Origin of the sequence: Paramagnetospirillum magneticum AMB-1, from assembly GCF_000009985.1 — a bacterium.
Taxonomy (GTDB): Bacteria; Pseudomonadota; Alphaproteobacteria; order Rhodospirillales; family Magnetospirillaceae; genus Phaeospirillum; species Phaeospirillum magneticum.
Genome location: NC_007626.1, coordinates 1,862,648 through 1,878,235, shown reverse-complemented (window position 1 = coordinate 1,878,235; position 15,588 = coordinate 1,862,648). Strand labels below are relative to the sequence as shown.

General features: G+C 60.3%; 16 protein-coding genes. 3 read left to right on the top strand and 13 right to left on the bottom strand.

Annotated elements, in window-relative coordinates:
* Positions 1-64 precede the first annotated feature (64 nt).
* Complete coding sequence (locus AMB_RS08770; RefSeq protein WP_043743958.1) at positions 65-931, top strand: hypothetical protein; 867 nt, start codon at positions 65-67, stop codon at positions 929-931.
* Positions 932-1,452: 521 nt separating this feature from the next.
* Positions 1,453-1,824: a hypothetical protein gene (locus tag AMB_RS25120; protein ID WP_148207361.1), complete on the top strand. Its 372-nt coding sequence runs from the start codon at positions 1,453-1,455 to the stop codon at positions 1,822-1,824.
* Between the two features lie 119 nt (positions 1,825-1,943).
* Here the strand turns inward: AMB_RS25120 and AMB_RS08760 are convergent.
* Positions 1,944-3,091 (bottom strand): IS3 family transposase gene (locus tag AMB_RS08760; RefSeq protein ID WP_407636032.1). Its coding sequence is split into 2 segments (ribosomal slippage): positions 1,944-2,830 and positions 2,830-3,091, totalling 1,149 coding nucleotides; the frame shifts between segments, so codons are not numbered across the junction.
* Positions 3,092-3,174: 83 nt separating this feature from the next.
* Here AMB_RS08760 and AMB_RS08750 point away from each other — a divergent pair.
* Entirely contained in the window at positions 3,175-3,963 is a 789-nt protein-coding gene (locus tag AMB_RS08750; RefSeq protein ID WP_050750670.1) for a site-specific integrase, read from the top strand.
* A 147-nt stretch (positions 3,964-4,110) separates the two neighbouring features.
* Here the strand turns inward: AMB_RS08750 and AMB_RS08745 are convergent, their stop codons facing one another.
* The 12 genes from AMB_RS08745 to AMB_RS08690 form a co-directional block, all read right to left on the bottom strand.
* Positions 4,111-4,422 carry a hypothetical protein gene (locus AMB_RS08745; RefSeq protein ID WP_231849030.1) on the bottom strand — a complete coding sequence of 104 codons (312 nt, stop codon included), beginning with the start codon at positions 4,420-4,422 and terminating at the stop codon, positions 4,111-4,113.
* Between the two features lie 26 nt (positions 4,423-4,448).
* Positions 4,449-6,395 carry a caspase family protein gene (locus AMB_RS23320; protein ID WP_148207360.1) on the bottom strand — a complete coding sequence of 649 codons (1,947 nt, stop codon included), beginning with the start codon at positions 6,393-6,395 and terminating at the stop codon, positions 4,449-4,451.
* Positions 6,396-6,548: 153 nt separating this feature from the next.
* Positions 6,549-7,226, bottom strand: coding sequence for a surface-adhesin E family protein (locus AMB_RS25115; protein WP_148207359.1), 678 nt, complete (start codon positions 7,224-7,226; stop codon positions 6,549-6,551).
* Between the two features lie 72 nt (positions 7,227-7,298).
* Positions 7,299-8,801, bottom strand: a complete 1,503-nt coding sequence (locus AMB_RS24320; protein ID WP_011384129.1) for a formylglycine-generating enzyme family protein — start codon at positions 8,799-8,801, stop codon at positions 7,299-7,301.
* 40 nt (positions 8,802-8,841) lie between these two features.
* Entirely contained in the window at positions 8,842-9,633 is a 792-nt protein-coding gene (locus AMB_RS24315; RefSeq protein ID WP_231849029.1) for a formylglycine-generating enzyme family protein, read from the bottom strand.
* 41 nt (positions 9,634-9,674) lie between these two features.
* Entirely contained in the window at positions 9,675-10,451 is a 777-nt protein-coding gene (locus tag AMB_RS08720; RefSeq protein WP_011384128.1) for a hypothetical protein, read from the bottom strand.
* Positions 10,452-10,502: 51 nt separating this feature from the next.
* The gene (locus AMB_RS25110) at positions 10,503-11,513 is read right to left on the bottom strand and encodes a hypothetical protein (RefSeq protein ID WP_148207358.1); all 1,011 of its coding nucleotides are present in this window, start codon (positions 11,511-11,513) and stop codon (positions 10,503-10,505) included.
* Positions 11,514-11,776: 263 nt separating this feature from the next.
* Positions 11,777-12,406: a hypothetical protein gene (locus AMB_RS08710; RefSeq protein WP_011384126.1), complete on the bottom strand. Its 630-nt coding sequence runs from the start codon at positions 12,404-12,406 to the stop codon at positions 11,777-11,779.
* Positions 12,403-13,644, bottom strand: coding sequence for a tetratricopeptide repeat protein (locus tag AMB_RS08705; protein WP_011384125.1), 1,242 nt, complete (start codon positions 13,642-13,644; stop codon positions 12,403-12,405). Before AMB_RS08705 ends, AMB_RS08710 begins: the two co-directional genes overlap by 4 nt.
* A complete protein-coding gene (locus tag AMB_RS08700) occupies positions 13,641-14,489 on the bottom strand; it encodes a DUF4384 domain-containing protein (RefSeq protein WP_011384124.1) in 849 nt (282 codons plus the stop codon). Before AMB_RS08700 ends, AMB_RS08705 begins: the two co-directional genes overlap by 4 nt.
* A gap of 20 nt (positions 14,490-14,509) precedes the next feature.
* Positions 14,510-14,701: a hypothetical protein gene (locus AMB_RS08695; protein WP_011384123.1), complete on the bottom strand. Its 192-nt coding sequence runs from the start codon at positions 14,699-14,701 to the stop codon at positions 14,510-14,512.
* Positions 14,702-14,792: 91 nt separating this feature from the next.
* A complete protein-coding gene (locus AMB_RS08690; RefSeq protein ID WP_231849028.1) occupies positions 14,793-15,566 on the bottom strand; it encodes a formylglycine-generating enzyme family protein in 774 nt (257 codons plus the stop codon).
* Between the last annotated feature and the right edge of the window lie 22 nt (positions 15,567-15,588).

Genomic DNA, 15,588 nt, shown 5'->3' with positions numbered 1-15,588 from the left:
TGTACGAAATAGTGTTCGGTATTTTGGTGTTGACGCCGAATGGTGGGCATATCGCAGGGGAAGCATGGGCAACAATCGCCCCATCGTGAATTCCATCCACCGGCATTGGTGGACGACGCTTCTGGCCCTCCCCACGGGGGCTGATACCCCTGGCTATGCGGCATTGCGTCGCGTCTGGGCGGACAACACCATCAATACCGTTTTCGTGGATGAGTCTGGCGATCTGAGGTCCAAATCCAAGCGTGGCATCTATCGCACCGACTCCGAGGACCATCTTATGGTTGCCCTGTTTGAGAATTGGGCGGCACTACCCGATTGCTCCTGGGTTGCGCCTTTCCTGCACGCCTGCGGCATTCGCCCGAGCGGCAATGTGCAGGCGGTAGGCTGGTCCTATGAGTACACTCAGGATCGCCCTGGCAAGAAACCGGGCAAGCTGACAGCCGATATCGTCGTTTGCTGGCAGGATCAGAATGGAGAAGCCGTTCTCGTTCTCGAAACCAAAAAGCCGGGCAATCGGCTGTGGGGCGAAAAAGACCTCCCGGATAGCAGCCCTTATTGCGACGTTCCTGGTTTTGATGGGATCGCACGCCGCTATGCTTGCATGCTAGTCGCCGCCGATGATGCCGCAGCGATGGCGTCCCTCTTGCACAATCAGCCCGTTCTAACGTGGGAGAGGCTTCTCTCTCTTCAGGTGGAAGCCTTCGGGCGATTGCCTGTCTCCTCTGCATTACGAGCATTTCTGGTAGGGGCTATCGTCCATCAAGGGGCTGGCTACGGGATCATTTCCGCCCCCTTCCCAATGACGTGGATGGCGGATCAGCCCGCCGCACCGAACATCAAGGAGCAGGCTCCCCAAACCAGGGCTGACCGCAGGGTCGCTTACTGGCGGCCTGTTCGGCAACGAAGCGTCGGCAGTCGCTCGGTCGAGTAAGGAGGCGTGAGAATGAAGCGCTCTGCAATCATATTCGTGGCTGTGGCGGCGTTGGTTGCCTCATGTGCCACACAAATCACATGGTACAAGGAGGGGGCGACCATCGAGGATTACAATCTACAGGCATATAACTGTGAGAAGGATATGAGGCAGAGCGGCTATTTTGGGGACGCATTCGCCGCGCCAGGAAACATGAGAAGCTTCTACAGCAAGTGCATGATCGTCCACGGTTGGTATCCAAGGGAATGGCTTATAACCTGTCGCCAGAAGGATGGGGCGTTGCTAGAGAGGGCCTCTCAAGTGCACTGCGCTAGCATTGGGGGGACTCCCGTTATTGGTCAAAATGGCACGGCCATCGGCAATTAAGTTGTGACTCAAGCATTGAATTGAGATGCAACTGTCATTCTGAATATAAATTTGCATGTTACTCGCGCCAATAACAAAATCGTAGATTTTAACTGCAATTGATATTTGCCGCTACCATGGTTATAATGGCAACTTGGCGCAAGGCGAGGGTCACCATGCTTGTTGGATCAAATAGACATGATATTTTATTTTCAAGAGAGCTTTCCTCTCTTCTTATATCGAGGAAGGCTGGCCCCACGGATGGCGACAACACGCTTTGCTATCTGCTCGATCCCCTTCAGGAGCAGGCGATTGCCGCCGCCGTCACGCAATATGCGAGCGACCATTCTGCGGTTATAGAATTCCGCCAGCGTATGACATCGATCATAAGCTCCTGTCCGGGACTGGGTCGTCGCTACCAGCAAGCACGCCTGAAAGAAGGCTTGCCTCCGTTGCCGCTTCGGGAGTGTGGGCGGCAGCCCGTTGATGGGCGGGCCGATCAATGGGCGGACGATCCGACAGGGCAAGGCGACGAGCCGCCCATGTGAGCCTATGCGTTGCCCGCACCATGTTACATGTTATTCGATGTTCATTGACTACAACGTAACTGGCTTTCGCTATGGCAGTCTGAGCTACTCCCCATTGGTTGGACAGAATTCGGGGAAGTTTAAGCTACTCTCCGGGCCTGCTGATCGGTTTGGTTGATGGTGTTCCAGTAGACCACGGCGGGGGTCCTTCCGCCATGGGCGGCGTGGGGCCGTTTGTGGTTGTAGAAGGTGATCCAGGGTCCGATCCCGGCCCTTGCTTGCGAGCCGGTTTCCCAGGCATGGAGATAGACGCATTCGTATTTTAGGGACCGCCACAGGCGCTCGATAAAGACGTTGTCGATGCAACGGCCCTTGCCGTCCATGGAGATGCGGGTTCCGGCCCGCTTCAGCCGGTCGATCCAGGCGAAGGATGTAAACTGGCTGCCCTGGTCGGTGTTCATGATCTCCGGCGGGCCGAAGCGCAGGATGGCCTCGTTGAGCACCTCGACGCAGAAGTCGGCCTCGAGCGTGTTGGAGATGCGCCAGGCCAGCACTTTCCGGGTGGCCCAGTCCATGATGGCGATCAGATAAAGGAATCCCCGGCGCATGGGCAGATAGGTGATGTCGGCGCACCAGACCTGATTGGGCCGGTCGATCCGCAGGCCCCGCAGAAGGTAGGGATAGGTCTTGTGGCCCTTGGCGGGCTTGCTGGTGTTGGGCTTCTGGTAGATCGGCATAAGGCCCATGAGCCGCATCAGCCGCCGGACGCGCTTGACGTTGACCGGGTGGCCCTCGTTCTGGAGATGCCAAGCCATCTGACGGACACCATAGAACGGCGTTTCCAGGAATTGGCGGTCGATCAACCGCATCAGCTCCAGGTTTGCCTCCGTCTCGCCCAAGGGCTCGTAATAGAACGATGATCGCGCAATGGACAGCAGGTGGCACTGGGCGCCGATCGACAGCGCCGGGTGTTTGGGCTCGATCATGGTCCGCCTCACTTGCCGGTCCACGGCTTGAGCTTTCGAGACAAAAAATCGTTGGCCACGGCCAGCTCCCCGATCTTGGCGTGCAGGGATCGCACCGTATCCTCGTCCACCTCGGCCTTCTTCTTGGCCCCGCGTTCGAAGATCTCCGCCGCCCCGTCCAGCAGGGACTTCTTCCATTGATGGATCATGGTCGGATGGACGCCATAGGCCGACGCCAATTCCGATACCGTCCGCTCGCCCTTCAGCGCCTCAAGGGCGACACGCGCCTTGAAGGCCGCGTCATGGTTCCTGCGCTTCGACATCTCTGATCTCCTCGTAGTTGGGGATCAGCAAACATCAGATCGTAGCTTCCGTCAGTGTCCAATTTCCGGGGAGTAGCTCAGTGTTGAGCAAGGCGCTGAATCTTGCCAAACGCTGGGAATGGATCGCCAAGAATGTGGCCGAGGGCACCCAGATGTACCCGGAACACCCACGCAAGCGGTATGCAAGTCCCGCCGAACTGGCTCGTGTGCTGGAAGCCATCGCCAACCATCCTCAGCAGGATTCCTGCGATGCCATCCGCCTTTTGATCCTTACCGGAGCCCGTAAAGGCGAAGTCTTCACGGCCCGCTGGGAGGATATTGATCTCGATGCGGGGATTTGGTCGAAGCCCAGCGCCCATACCAAGCAGAACCAGGAGCACATTGCCCCCCTGTCCGGCACCGCCATTCAACTCTTAAAGCGGAGAAAGGAAACAGCCGCAGGACAATGGGTCTTTCCGGGCAGGGTCTCGTCGGATGAGCATATCACCGACGTCAAGAAGACCTGGGATGCCTGCCGAAAGGCAGCCACCTTGGCGCTGTGGCGCGAGAGCCCATCCATCGCCGCCATCATTGACGGATTACACGCCGACCTCAAGCGAGCCCCGACTATCGAGGAAATCCAGGCGGCCACGAAACCCCAAAATGAGGATCTGCCCAAAGGTTCACTGGACCTGAGAATCCATGATCTGCGTCACACCTATGCCAGCATGCTGGCCAGCAAAAAGGTCCCCCTGCAGGTGGTCGGCGCCTTGCTCGGACACACCCAGGCGCAGACCACTTTGCGCTATGCCCATCTCTATGATGACCCGCTGCGTGAGGCAACGGAATTTGCAGCCACCGCGATCAGCGGTATCGGCGACAATCGAAAGTAGTGTCAGCAACAATCGACAAACATATAAATTGCCCTTTACCATCACACTCGACTAGAGGGTGAAATTACCACTACCGAGAGCGCCAACCGCATAAAAGCCGTGGGCGGCCGCCTTAATGCCCTCCCCATTGCTCGTAAAGTCGGACCATCAATCAGACGGCACGGCATAGTTCATGCCGGCCCGATATTCATAATCCCCCGGAACCCTCTTACCGTTGACGATAATGCCGCAAGCCACCTTAGCTTTCCCGGGAATGGCGATCTTGGCGCGCCCCTTGGCATCGGCGATCACCGCCTCGGTCTGTACCACGGGGGAACCGCAAAGCTCTGCCTTAAATACTGCCTGCGGCACGGGCTTCCCCTTCCGGTCAATGGCCTCCAAGCTGATCTTGCCCTCAGCAACGGCCTCAGTTGTCACCAAGAACAACGCCATTGCCGCCAAAGCTGAATATACCTTCATGTTATCCTCTCCCATCATAGCCACTCTCACCACGCCACCAACACCTTGTCCCCACCTCCCACCAGCACCGGAGTCTGCTCGCGGCCCCTACGGCTGGCTTCGCGGCGGACGTGGCGTTCGGCATAGGTGTGAAGCTCGCCCAGCGTGATGCGGTGGTCGCCATCGGCATCGGCCTCGCCCATCAGGCCGTGCATCAGGTAATAGCTGAATAGGCCATGGCGGGCGGGGGCGAAGGAGGATGACCACTGGTCGTTGCGCGACGCGGCCAGTACGGCGGCGGGACTGGGCACCTCGCCATCCCGGGCGCGGATGATGACGGGGCGGATATCGGCGATCAGGGTGTCGTTGCCGCGCGTGCCGCCGGAATAGCAGGTGTCGAGGAACAGGGTCAGCGACTTGGCCCCGGCCTTCAGGATGGCGTCGATGGTGGCGGCGCGGTCGATGGCGCTTTTCTCCAGCAAGGCCCGGTCGCCGTCATAGGGAAAGAGATAGAGGTTGCGGCCGTTCTCCGAGGCCAGCCCGTGGCCGGAAAAGAAGACATAGACGTCGGTGGCGCCGTCCCTGATCTCCGGGGCCAGCCAGGTGTCCAGCGCCTTCTGGATGTCCAGCAGACGGGCATCGGCGCCGACCAGCAGCTTGACCCGATCGGGAGCGATGCCGAGGCCGTTGACGGCGAAGTCGCGGAAGACGCGGGCATCGCGGGCGGCGAACTGGGCGGCGGGCAGGCGCTGATACTCCTCCACTCCAATGATCAGGGCGACGGCGTTGGGCTTGCGGGTGCCCTTGATACGCGACGGGTCCAGGGGCGGCACCGGCTCGGCCTGGAGCTCGGCACCACCCGACGGCCCGGCGGCCAGGGTGACGGCGTTCTCGGACGCGGGCGTGAAGGAGGCGGCCAGGGATTGCGCCTCGGCTAGGTCGCGGGCGCCCAGATGACGGGCGATGCTATCCCGTTTGGAGACCGCCCGGCCGCGCTGCTTGTCGCCCAGCCGGGCGGCGGCCAGCGAGGCCCAGACATAGGCATGAACCTCGTCCCGCTGCCCTCCGCCGCCTGAGGACAGCAGCTCGGCCAGGGCCAATTGCGCCGCAGGCTCGCCCTGCCGGGCGGCGCGGGTCATCCAGCGCAGGGATTCGGCATGGTTCTGCGGCAGCCCCCGGCCGTCGCGGTAGAGATTGGCCAGCAGCATCTGGGCATCGGCATCGCCCAATTCCGCCCCCAGGCGGAAATGCCGGGCGGCGGCGGTGAAGTCGGAGGTGCGGGCGGCCCCGCGCCCCTGTTCGGCGGCATAGGCGGCGGTCAGCTGGCGCAGCTTGGCGACATCCGCTTGCGCCAGGGTGATGCTGGTCTCGGTCCGCGCGCCATTCAGGCTGACCGCCGCGCGGACCAGGATGCTGTCCCTGTTCTGCAAGGTCCCCGGATCGGAAACCAGTTCATAGAGGGCGACATTCAGATTGCCGTCGGCATCGGCGGTGACCTCGCGCGGCGGCGCGTCCTCCAATCCCACCTGGATACGGGCGCCGCCCCAGGGGATGCGGCTGGTTCCCTGGCGACCCAGCGGCTTGCCCTCGCCGCCGGTGCGGGCCACCACGTTCTCCCTGCGGCCCAGTTCGGAGCCCACCAGGGCCTCCTTGCTGTCTTGCAGAATCTGGCCGGTGTCCTGGGGAGCCAGCACCGCCGACAAAGCGGCAAACGGCCCGGTCAGCAGGAATTTGACCGGATCGGGTGCCTTGGACTTCACCTGGACGGTGGCCTCGTCATAGCTTTCGAACTGATGCAGCTCGCCGTCCAGCTCCTTGGCCACCGCCAGGGTCAGGATGCCGCGCGGCGCCTCATAGCGCCCGCCCAGCAAGGCCCGCGTCGAACGGGCCTTGGCCACGGGCACCAGTTCCACCATCTGGACATTGCGCCGCTCCACATACTGCGACTTGCTGACCCCGCCGCAGGAGGACAGCGATAAGACGAGTGGGAGCACAAAGGACAACGGCCAAGCCAAAATAGATGACTTTCCATTTGAAATAAACATCCTACACCCCTCGCTCCGGGCGGCAATTGAAGTATGGATGGAATGCAACCCCACCCTGCCATATAAATGTCCGTTCACAGGGTGATTATGTCTGATGAAGATTCAACGGGGCCGAGCGGCACATCGCGATATTTCCTTGTTAATAGTTCCCATTGCCTCCTCGGCATCTCTCCTTGAATCAAATACAGAATACGATCCTGTAGCGCCTATTTTGTCAGTATAGTGCCATTCCATAAAAATCGCATAAGGGTGGCCAGAACCTTTATCAGTCTGGATCACAGATACCTTATCAACGTCAGCAAGATTTGCAGATCCATTAGAATAATCGTCATAATTACGCCCAACAAATAGATTGCACCCAACAATTGTTGCTTTGAGATCTCCCATCGCAAAACGAACGCCCCCTCGACAAACGTATTGGAGCATAAGATGGTCATTTGTATTATCGACGACATCGTCCCACGATGTCGGATTGTCATTCGATCCCAATGCATCTCCGCTCGCCATGGATCCAGCATAGGCCGTTGCACTGATGTATCTCGTTTTGTGCTGACGACAATTAAACTCGGCCAAAGCCAAAATCGACATCACGCCATCTCTGGCGGCTTTGTACTGCTGAAGCTCGAGATATTGACGCAGGTCATTTCCGCCACCAACCGATGCTGGGTCAAAGTATACAGTAACACCAGAAGACCCTTTATAAGCCTCGATCCATTGAGCACAATAAGCGCCTGAACTCGACATGAGCGCACACGCAAGAACAAAATGAAATATTTTCATATCCACCTCCATCGAAGACCAAATGGAAACAAAATTATTATCTCGACACCGCGTCATACACGCCGTTCGACCTCACGGGAGCATCCTGGCGAGACGGAATCCCTGATTGTCGCCACGGCTACTGCTGCCCTGGACCTCCGCGTTGCGCGCGGCGGAGCTGATATTTTTCAACTTATAGTTGTAGTTCCAGGCGCCGCCCCGGATGATGCGATAACAGGAATTTTCCCCTGTCCAAGCGCTGCCGTCATTCGGGGCGCCGCTGTAATTATCGTGAAAGCAATCCTGCACCCATTCCCAGACATTGCCCTGCATGTCATAAAGGCCAAAGCGATTAGGCTGAAAAGATCCCACCGGCGCGGTTTCCCGATTATCCCACCGGCTGCCGCAGCCTGGGCAATTGGCATTGCCCTTACCGACATCATCACCCCAGGCATATCGCGTCGTCGTCCCGGCCCGGGCTGCGTATTCCCATTCCGCCTCCGACGGCAGGCGGTAGCGTTTGCCCGTTTTGGCATTTAGCTTGCTAATGAACACCAGGACGTCATCCCAGCTCACCTGTTCCACAGGGCGGTTGGCGCCACGGAACTTGCTGGGGTTGTTGCCCATCACCGCCTCCCACTCCGCCTGCGTCACCTCCGTCTTGCCCAGCGCGAACGGCGCCATGATGGTCACCCGGTGCTGTGGGCGTTCCATGTCATAGCTGTCTTTTTCACCGGCCGGACTGCCCATCATGAAGCTGCCCGGCGGGATGATCACCATCTCCGGACAAGTGCTGCAATCCTTGAAGGCTTGCCCGAGTTTGAAGCCGCTCTTGGCAAAAGCCACCGCGGATTTGGCAGCCTCATAATCACCTGTCGCCCTTTCAAGGCGCTGGCGAATCTGATCGGCCGCAGTCTGCTTCTGTAGCCGTGCCGCCTTGGCTTGGTCATAGGCGTCCTTGGCTCGATCAAGGACCTCCTTCGCCCGATCTTCAGGCCCCTTGGCTGCCTCAACCTCGCCTAGCGCCCGGTCATAGTCGGTCTTGGATGACTCCATCCGCGCCTTGGCCGCCCGTTCAGCCTCTTCCGCCTTGGCGGTGTCGGAGCTATTCGTCGCCGGTGGAGGGGGAGTGGATGCCGTCTTCGGCGGCTCGGCCACCGTCGCCGGAGCCGCCTTGACCGGCTCCGGCCGGACTGTGGGGGATGACTGCGAAGACGACGGCATGGGATTGTCCAACCGCTTCCAGCCGTCGGCAGCCACCATGCGACCATACTGGGTACTGGATGGTTCACCGGCCACGCCATAGACGAAGCTGGCCCCGACCACCTGGGGACAATCCTTTTTCAGCACGTTAGTTCCAACAATGGTCATGAAGTCATTGAAGCCGTCGGACTTGAGGGTAGCGGCATCCTTGGCCACCACTCGCAGGCTGACCTCCGCCCGGCACCAAACGCCCCCCTGAACCTGGGCGTAAGCCTCCAGCCCCTTTTTCGGGCTGTGTGCGACCAGCACCTCTTCCGCCATAGCACTATTTGCCATGGCCATGACCATGGCCCCCATGATGGCGCCCCTCAGGATCAGCAAACGAATAGTCATATCCCTCCCCTCCCAATACCAAAGCAGCGAGGAAGCATCTTCAAGGTAGGTCTCTGGCAACACGAAATCCGACGGAATAGTTTATTTCTGCTGGCGGAATTTTGTCGCGATTAGCTGACCGCAATGTCCTGGGCTGGGTCTTCCAAGACCCTCCTCGAAGGACATGTCGGCAAGGGACCGGCTCTTCCCAGGCAGTACCGTCGCTGGGGGCCCCTCGGTAATTTTCATGAAGGCAATCTTGGGTTAACTGCCAAACATTGCCCGCCATGTCATAAAGGCCAAAACGGTTAGGAGGGAATGACCCAACCGGTGATGTTTCTCTTCCGTCCCATTGGCTGTCGCAGCTTTTACAATTTGCATTTCCGCTGCCGATGTCATCGCCCCAATAAAACTGTCCATTTGTTCCAGATCTCGCGCCATACTCCCATTCTGCCTCGCTGGGTAGGCGGTAATGCTTGCCGGTTCGCTCGCTCAATCGACGAACAAATTGCTGGGCATCGTCCCAGCTAACCTTTTCGACTGGCCGATTTCTTCCCTTGAAATTGCTTGGTTCGCTACCCATCACAGTAAGCCACTCGCCCTGCGTTACAGGATATCTGCCCAAGGAATATGGCTTACGGATCACTACCTGATGTTGCGGGCCTTCCCTCTCATATCGATCTTTTTCATTCTCTGAACTCCCCATCATGAAACTGCCCGGCGGGATCACGACCATCTCCGGGCAATCCTCACAATCCTTGAAGCTCTGCCCCGGCTTGAGGCCTTCCGCAGAGGCGATCCCAGATATAAGAACAGTGGCTGCTGCCACAGCAACCAAAGACATCATGCGCATGAGAGTGCTCTTCCGTTCATTTTGTTCAGTCATCCATCGAATCACTGTGTCTTGGGCGCGAAGGCCTTTTCAATCGCGCAGGCCCGTTGGGCCGCCTCATCCACTGCCACGCCACGGGTCCTCGGGATCGGCCACAGATCGACGACCGTGAATTCGAGCATTCCTGGTCCGATCTTGGATATGGGCAGGTTCCATTGATCGTTGCCTTGGATGATTTCCCGCTGCCAGGGCCCCTGTCCATCATCGCAAAAAATCAAGCGGACCCTGCCGCGATACGAAGAGGAATACCCGACATCAAGGTCATATTTTCCGCCGCAGGCGAACAGCTTGGGATTTTCGCTGTAAGCCTCCTCCGAGCATTTCCGGATTTCCTTAACGGCGGTCGCCGCCACTGGTTCAGGAGGGCTCGGCTTGACAGTCTGGCTTATCGCAGCGTCAATGGTGACTACCCAATCGTTGGCGGCCCTCATGCGGCCTTCACCGAGGCCCCGGAAGGTGTGTTCAATCCCGCTCCCTACGACGCCATAGGTAAAGGTGGCCGACTGAGCCTGCGGGCATAAAACTTTCAGGGCCTTCTGCCCCACAGACGCCATGAAGGTCTTAAAGGTATCTGCGGCAAAGGCGGCAGGATCCTTGCCCGCGACAATGATCGAGACGTCTTCCCGGCACCATCCCCCTCCTGGGTCAAAGCCGGTCGCCTCCAATCCCAGCGAGGAACTATAGGCAACTACCTCACTCTTAGGGATGCCCGCCCATGCTCCTGCGCTCACCACCTGGAAGAGAACCCCTAACAACGCCCCCACGCCCAATCTCTTCATATTGCTCCTCCGAACCTATCCAGCTCCGGCAGTGGCACCGACTCCTGACAATCACTCGATGCAAAGACCCTTGGTAAAGTCGCAGGTCAAGGTGACGTCATACTTCACGCCGGCATCGTTCTCCCTGCCAAACACGCCGTTCGACCAAATCTTCTTGTCCTCGACCATGACCAACATATCGGCGGACCATTTACCGCAAGGCTGCGTCATGCAGAATCCTGTGTATGGGACATTGGTCAACTTGAAGCGTACCTTGTGGCGATCCTTCAATACGCCCTTCCAGCCGGCGCCGCAGCCCGTACCGGCCCAGCGACATTCCGCAACTTTGGCGTCATCGAGGAAGATTTCCATAATGTCATCAACATTTTGGGCGATAAGCCGCACCTCACCCGGCTCGTACATTGGTTTTGGGGGGGCGGCCGGAGCCGGAGAACTTTCCACCGGTCGCGTCGTTTCTGACGTCGATGCATCGGGGACCACTCGATCACGTGAAGTTGCACGATTTTCTCGTGTCGGGTTGGAACGCTCTGTTGACGTCCGCTCCTGTTCCCTCGAAATGCGGGGAGGCCGAACGAAGCGCCCGCTGCCGTGCCCGCCCATCGATGTCACCGAGAAATCTGAATCCGTGCTGAATTGACGACTTGTACGGGAATCGTTGCCACTTTGGCGCCCTGACCGGATCACGCCATAGGCATATTTAATATTTATGTCGAACAGGCCGCCCTTTTTGGAGATTTGTATTTCATCAATATTTTTAATTACTTCCTTCATATTACTATTGTAATTCTTTCGGAACGAAGCGTCATGATAATCAACCAATGCAGCAACAATCCGCCTCATGGTCTTCTGATCTGAGCAAATGTTGGATAACCCGTCCACCTGGGTGCAGTCACCTACGGGAGGAAGTTTCCTATCAAAATCCCAATCGCCTGACGATGTCTGAGGACGTCCCGTGGAATCAGTGACGCATCCGGATAAGGACGCCAGAGAAAAAATCAACAGACAAGCAAGGAGATTCTTTCCCACAATCCATGCTGAACGATTCGTGACTTGAGTTTCCATAAACACCCCCAATCCAGTAACAGGCAGCAACGATGACGAAATTATCACACATCACTAAATGGAAAACGCCTATTGGGCGATCTCCATTTAATCCAATGTCATAGCCAGATGGAATCCCAGCTTGCTTAATGGGGCGATTCCGATGCGCGAAACGGAGACAAAAAGGCCATATTTCTCTCCCATTAGCTTTGTCGGAAGACGCGTTCAGAGCAATCGGGGGAATAGGCCATCCTCATGATGCAGGACTCCTCAATTTTGTATAGTCAGGGCTTGGTGGGCCGCGCCGCCTGGATGTCCTTTTCCAGGTCCTGGAATGCCTTGGATGCTCGCAGTTTGCTGTCCAGCAGGTCGCTCTTCCTGGTCTGATCGACCATGATGCGGTTGGCCTCGCCCAGGGGATACTGGACCAGGACATAGGCGCGGTACTGGGTGCCCTGGGGCTTGATCTCGGACTTGACCGCCTGATAGCCGGCCATGTTGGCCTCGGTCACCACATTGGTAGTGACGCGCTCGACCTCGCTCATGACGCGGCTGTCCTCGCCCGCTCCACTTTCGCTGGCGAAGTCCTTCATTTTGGCCGAGAGCAGGCTTTTCAGCCGGTCGGCGACATTGCGCTTACCCGCCAGGGTGGCCTTGTCCACCGCCATCTGCATGTCCGACGAGGTGGCGGTGCCGGGGGCGTAGAGGCTGAACTCGTCCTTAGGGGGAGCGGTGAACCAGGACGGCGCATCCGCCACCGTGTCCTTGACCTGATCGGCCCGCATCTCCTGCTGCTTCTGGTGGGCCAGGGCGACGGCGGCGGGAGAGCCCGGCTCCGGCGTGGCGCATCCGGCGATCAGCAGGGGCGCGGACAGGGCCAGGGTGACGGCCAGAACAGAGCGAAGACGGGTCATGAGGGTTTCTCCCCAGGGTATGCGCCGAGCGCGGTTTCAATGGTTTGGATTTCGCGGCCCAAGTCGAGTCCCCGGCCGCCCAAGGATTTGAGGTCGGCCAGGGCGCGCCCGGCCATGCCGGCATCGCTGCGCTTGAGGTAGGCCAGGGCGGCGCCGTAGAAGGCATCGGCGGCCGGACGGCTCTGGCCGTTCCCCAGCAACAGCACGGCGGAATTGTACCAGGCGAAGCCGTCGGCATGATCGGCGTCGATGGCCATGGCATAGGCGGCCAGGGCTCGATCGGTCCGCCCGGCCAGGGCGTTGACGTGCCCCAGGCCGTCGAGATAGCGGGCATTGCCGCCGTCCAGCGCCACGGCACGGATCATGGCCGGTTCGGCCTCCGGCACCCGGTCCAGTTTGACCAGCATGCGACCCATCAGGAATTGGGCGTCGGCGCGGTTGGGGTTTTCCCCAGCCAGTTTTTCAGCGGCCGCCAGCGCCCCGGCATAGTCGCCCCGGGCGGCCAGGGCCTCGGCCCGCGCCAGGACGTCGGCGGATGCGGGCGGGACGGCCTGGGCCAGTTTGGGCGCCTCGGCCACCGGGTCGTCCAACTCGGCCAAAGCCTGATCGGGAATGGTGGAGGCGAGGCGACGAGCCAGATCGTCGGTGACCCGCAGATGCTGTTCCTCGGTCAGGTTGGTGGCGGCGTCCAGGATGCCCGTGGCGACACCAATGGGAGACAGGGGCACCGAGCCGCCATGGCTGGCGGCCACATGCTCGCCCTCCCACAGGGTTTGGCCATCGGCGGCGCGGGTCAGGCGGAGCCGCACCCCGACCGCGACGCGGGAATAGAAGCCGAAAAAGTCGCTGCCCGCCTGGGTGATCTCGCCCGCCAGCACCGCGTCGCAGTTCAGCGCCGCACCCAGCTTGCCCATGTCCTTGCGCTCGGCCTCGGGCAGGGCCGCCAGTACATGATCGACGCGAGCCAGCGGCACCTGCCGCCGTCCCTGGGGGGCGAGATGGGCGAACAGCACCCGGCGCACTGCGCTGGCTGCCTCGGGCGGGCCGCCGTCCAGCGGCAGCAGGGCGACGCAGCGGGGTGGCGATGCCCGGAAGGCATCGTGCAGGGTGAACACCACCTGATTGGGCCAGATCTCCGAGGCGGTCTCGCCCTTGCCCCGGTCCACATAGCTGGGGGTGGCGCAGCCGCCCAGGGCCAGGATGGCGGCCAGCAGCACCCCGGCGCGGGCGGTACTCATTGCGGCCTCACGATGGCGTAGCCCTTGCGGACCAGCCGGGCCTCGGAGCGCGGAATCTCCAGCAGCAGGGCCTTGAACTCCTCCAGCCCATAGGAGTCGCGGAACGGGACCGGCTTGCGGCTGCCCACCGCCAGCAGGTATTCGGACACCAGCGGCGCATGGGCCTGGCCCGCCTTGGGGAATTCCATGTCGAGGGAATAGCGCCGGGCGCCGTCGGTGCTGGGGATGGTGGCGCGGCCGGTGATGCGGTCGTCCTTGTCCATGGCATTGGGGAACAGGCGCTGAACCTGCCGGTCGCGACGTTCATAGGGCAGCCACTGGAACACCGCCAGATACATGGGCTGGCTGGGCTCCACCGTCACGGTCATGGCCTCGCCATCGCGAAAGGCGGTCTGGTTGAGGATCAGCGCGAACTGGAAGGCGGGATCAGGCTCGCCCCGCCAGCGCACCACATCGGCCTCCAGCGAGACCCGGCACTGGCGGATGCCCGGTGTCGGGGTGGCGGTAGTGGCCGAGCGGAGCCCCCGAAGCGCCCGCACCTCGCCCTCGGACGCGGCCCAGACCAGACGGCCCAGGGCGCAGGAGGCATCCTCGGATTTTTCCTGGCAAACCTCGACGTCATCGACGGCCAGACGCTCGCCCAGCGCCCGGATCAGGGCGGCTTGCTTGGCCTTCTCCTCGGCGATGCGGCAGGCATCGGCCTCCGGCATCTGGGTCGGGAACAGATACTCGCCGACGCCCGGCGTCCATTCCGCCTGGGCAGAGGGGGCGAGCAGCAGCACGGCCAGGGCCAGGGCGGCCGATCGCAGACCTTTCCATCCCGTTTGCCTGGCTGCCGTCATCATGTGATCTCCCCCTTGAACGCTTACCTTGGTCCGGCGCACAGCACCCTATGGGCCAATGCGAAGCAGGATGGACGTTGGTCGCATTCCCCCTCCTCGCACACCACCATCCGCGCCGCCAATTCAACCGCCAGGGCGCTGGTCAGCAAAGCCCGCCCATCCAGCCCGCGCAAAATCCGCATCCGGTTGCAGGGGGATTGGTGCTCGGTCTCCATGCTGGCATCCCTCGACCTGTTTCATCGTCTCCCCCTTAATGACGGGCACCGGGATTTTTTTGCCGCAGGATTTATAAGAATCAACACTCCCTCATGGCAGCGTCCTGGCGAGGCGGAAGCCCAGATCATAGTCTCGGAAATCGGGGGCGAGGTCGCTGCGGAGGGCGGAGCGGAGGAGCCTCGGATCGTCGGCCCAAGAGCCGCCCCGGACGACGCGATTGCAGGACGTTGATCCCGCCCAGGCGCTGCCGTTACCTGGGGCACCGCTGTAATTGTCATGCTCGCAATCCTGCACCCATTCCCAGACATTGCCCTGCATGTCGTACAGGCCAAAGCGATTGGGTCGGAACGACCCCACCGGCGCGGTTTCCCGATTATCCCACTGGCTGCCGCAATCATCGCAATTGGCGTTGCCCTTGCCGATGTGATCCCCCCATGAATACACCGTCGTCGTTCCGGCCCGTGCCGCGTATTCCCATTCCGCCTCCGACGGCAGGCGATAACGCTTGCCCGTCTTGGCGTTCAGCTTGCCGATAAACACATGGACGTCATTCCAACTCACCCGTTCCACCGGGCGATTGGCGCCTCGAAACTTGCCGGGGTTGCTGCCCATTACCGCCTCCCATTCTGCTTGCGTCACCTCCGTCTTCCCCAGAGCGAACGGCGCCGGAATGGTCACCCGGTGCTGCGGGCCTTCATCGCTGTTCCTGTCCATTTCGCTCTCCGGGCTGCCCATCACAAAGCTTCCGGGCGGGATGATCACCATTTCCGGACAGGTGGCGCAGTCCTTGAAGCTCTGGCCGGCCTTAAGGCCACTTTTGGCGAAGGCATTTCCGCCGACCAAGCCGGCCAGCAGAAGCGCCACGACGGCAATTTGCGTTCGCATT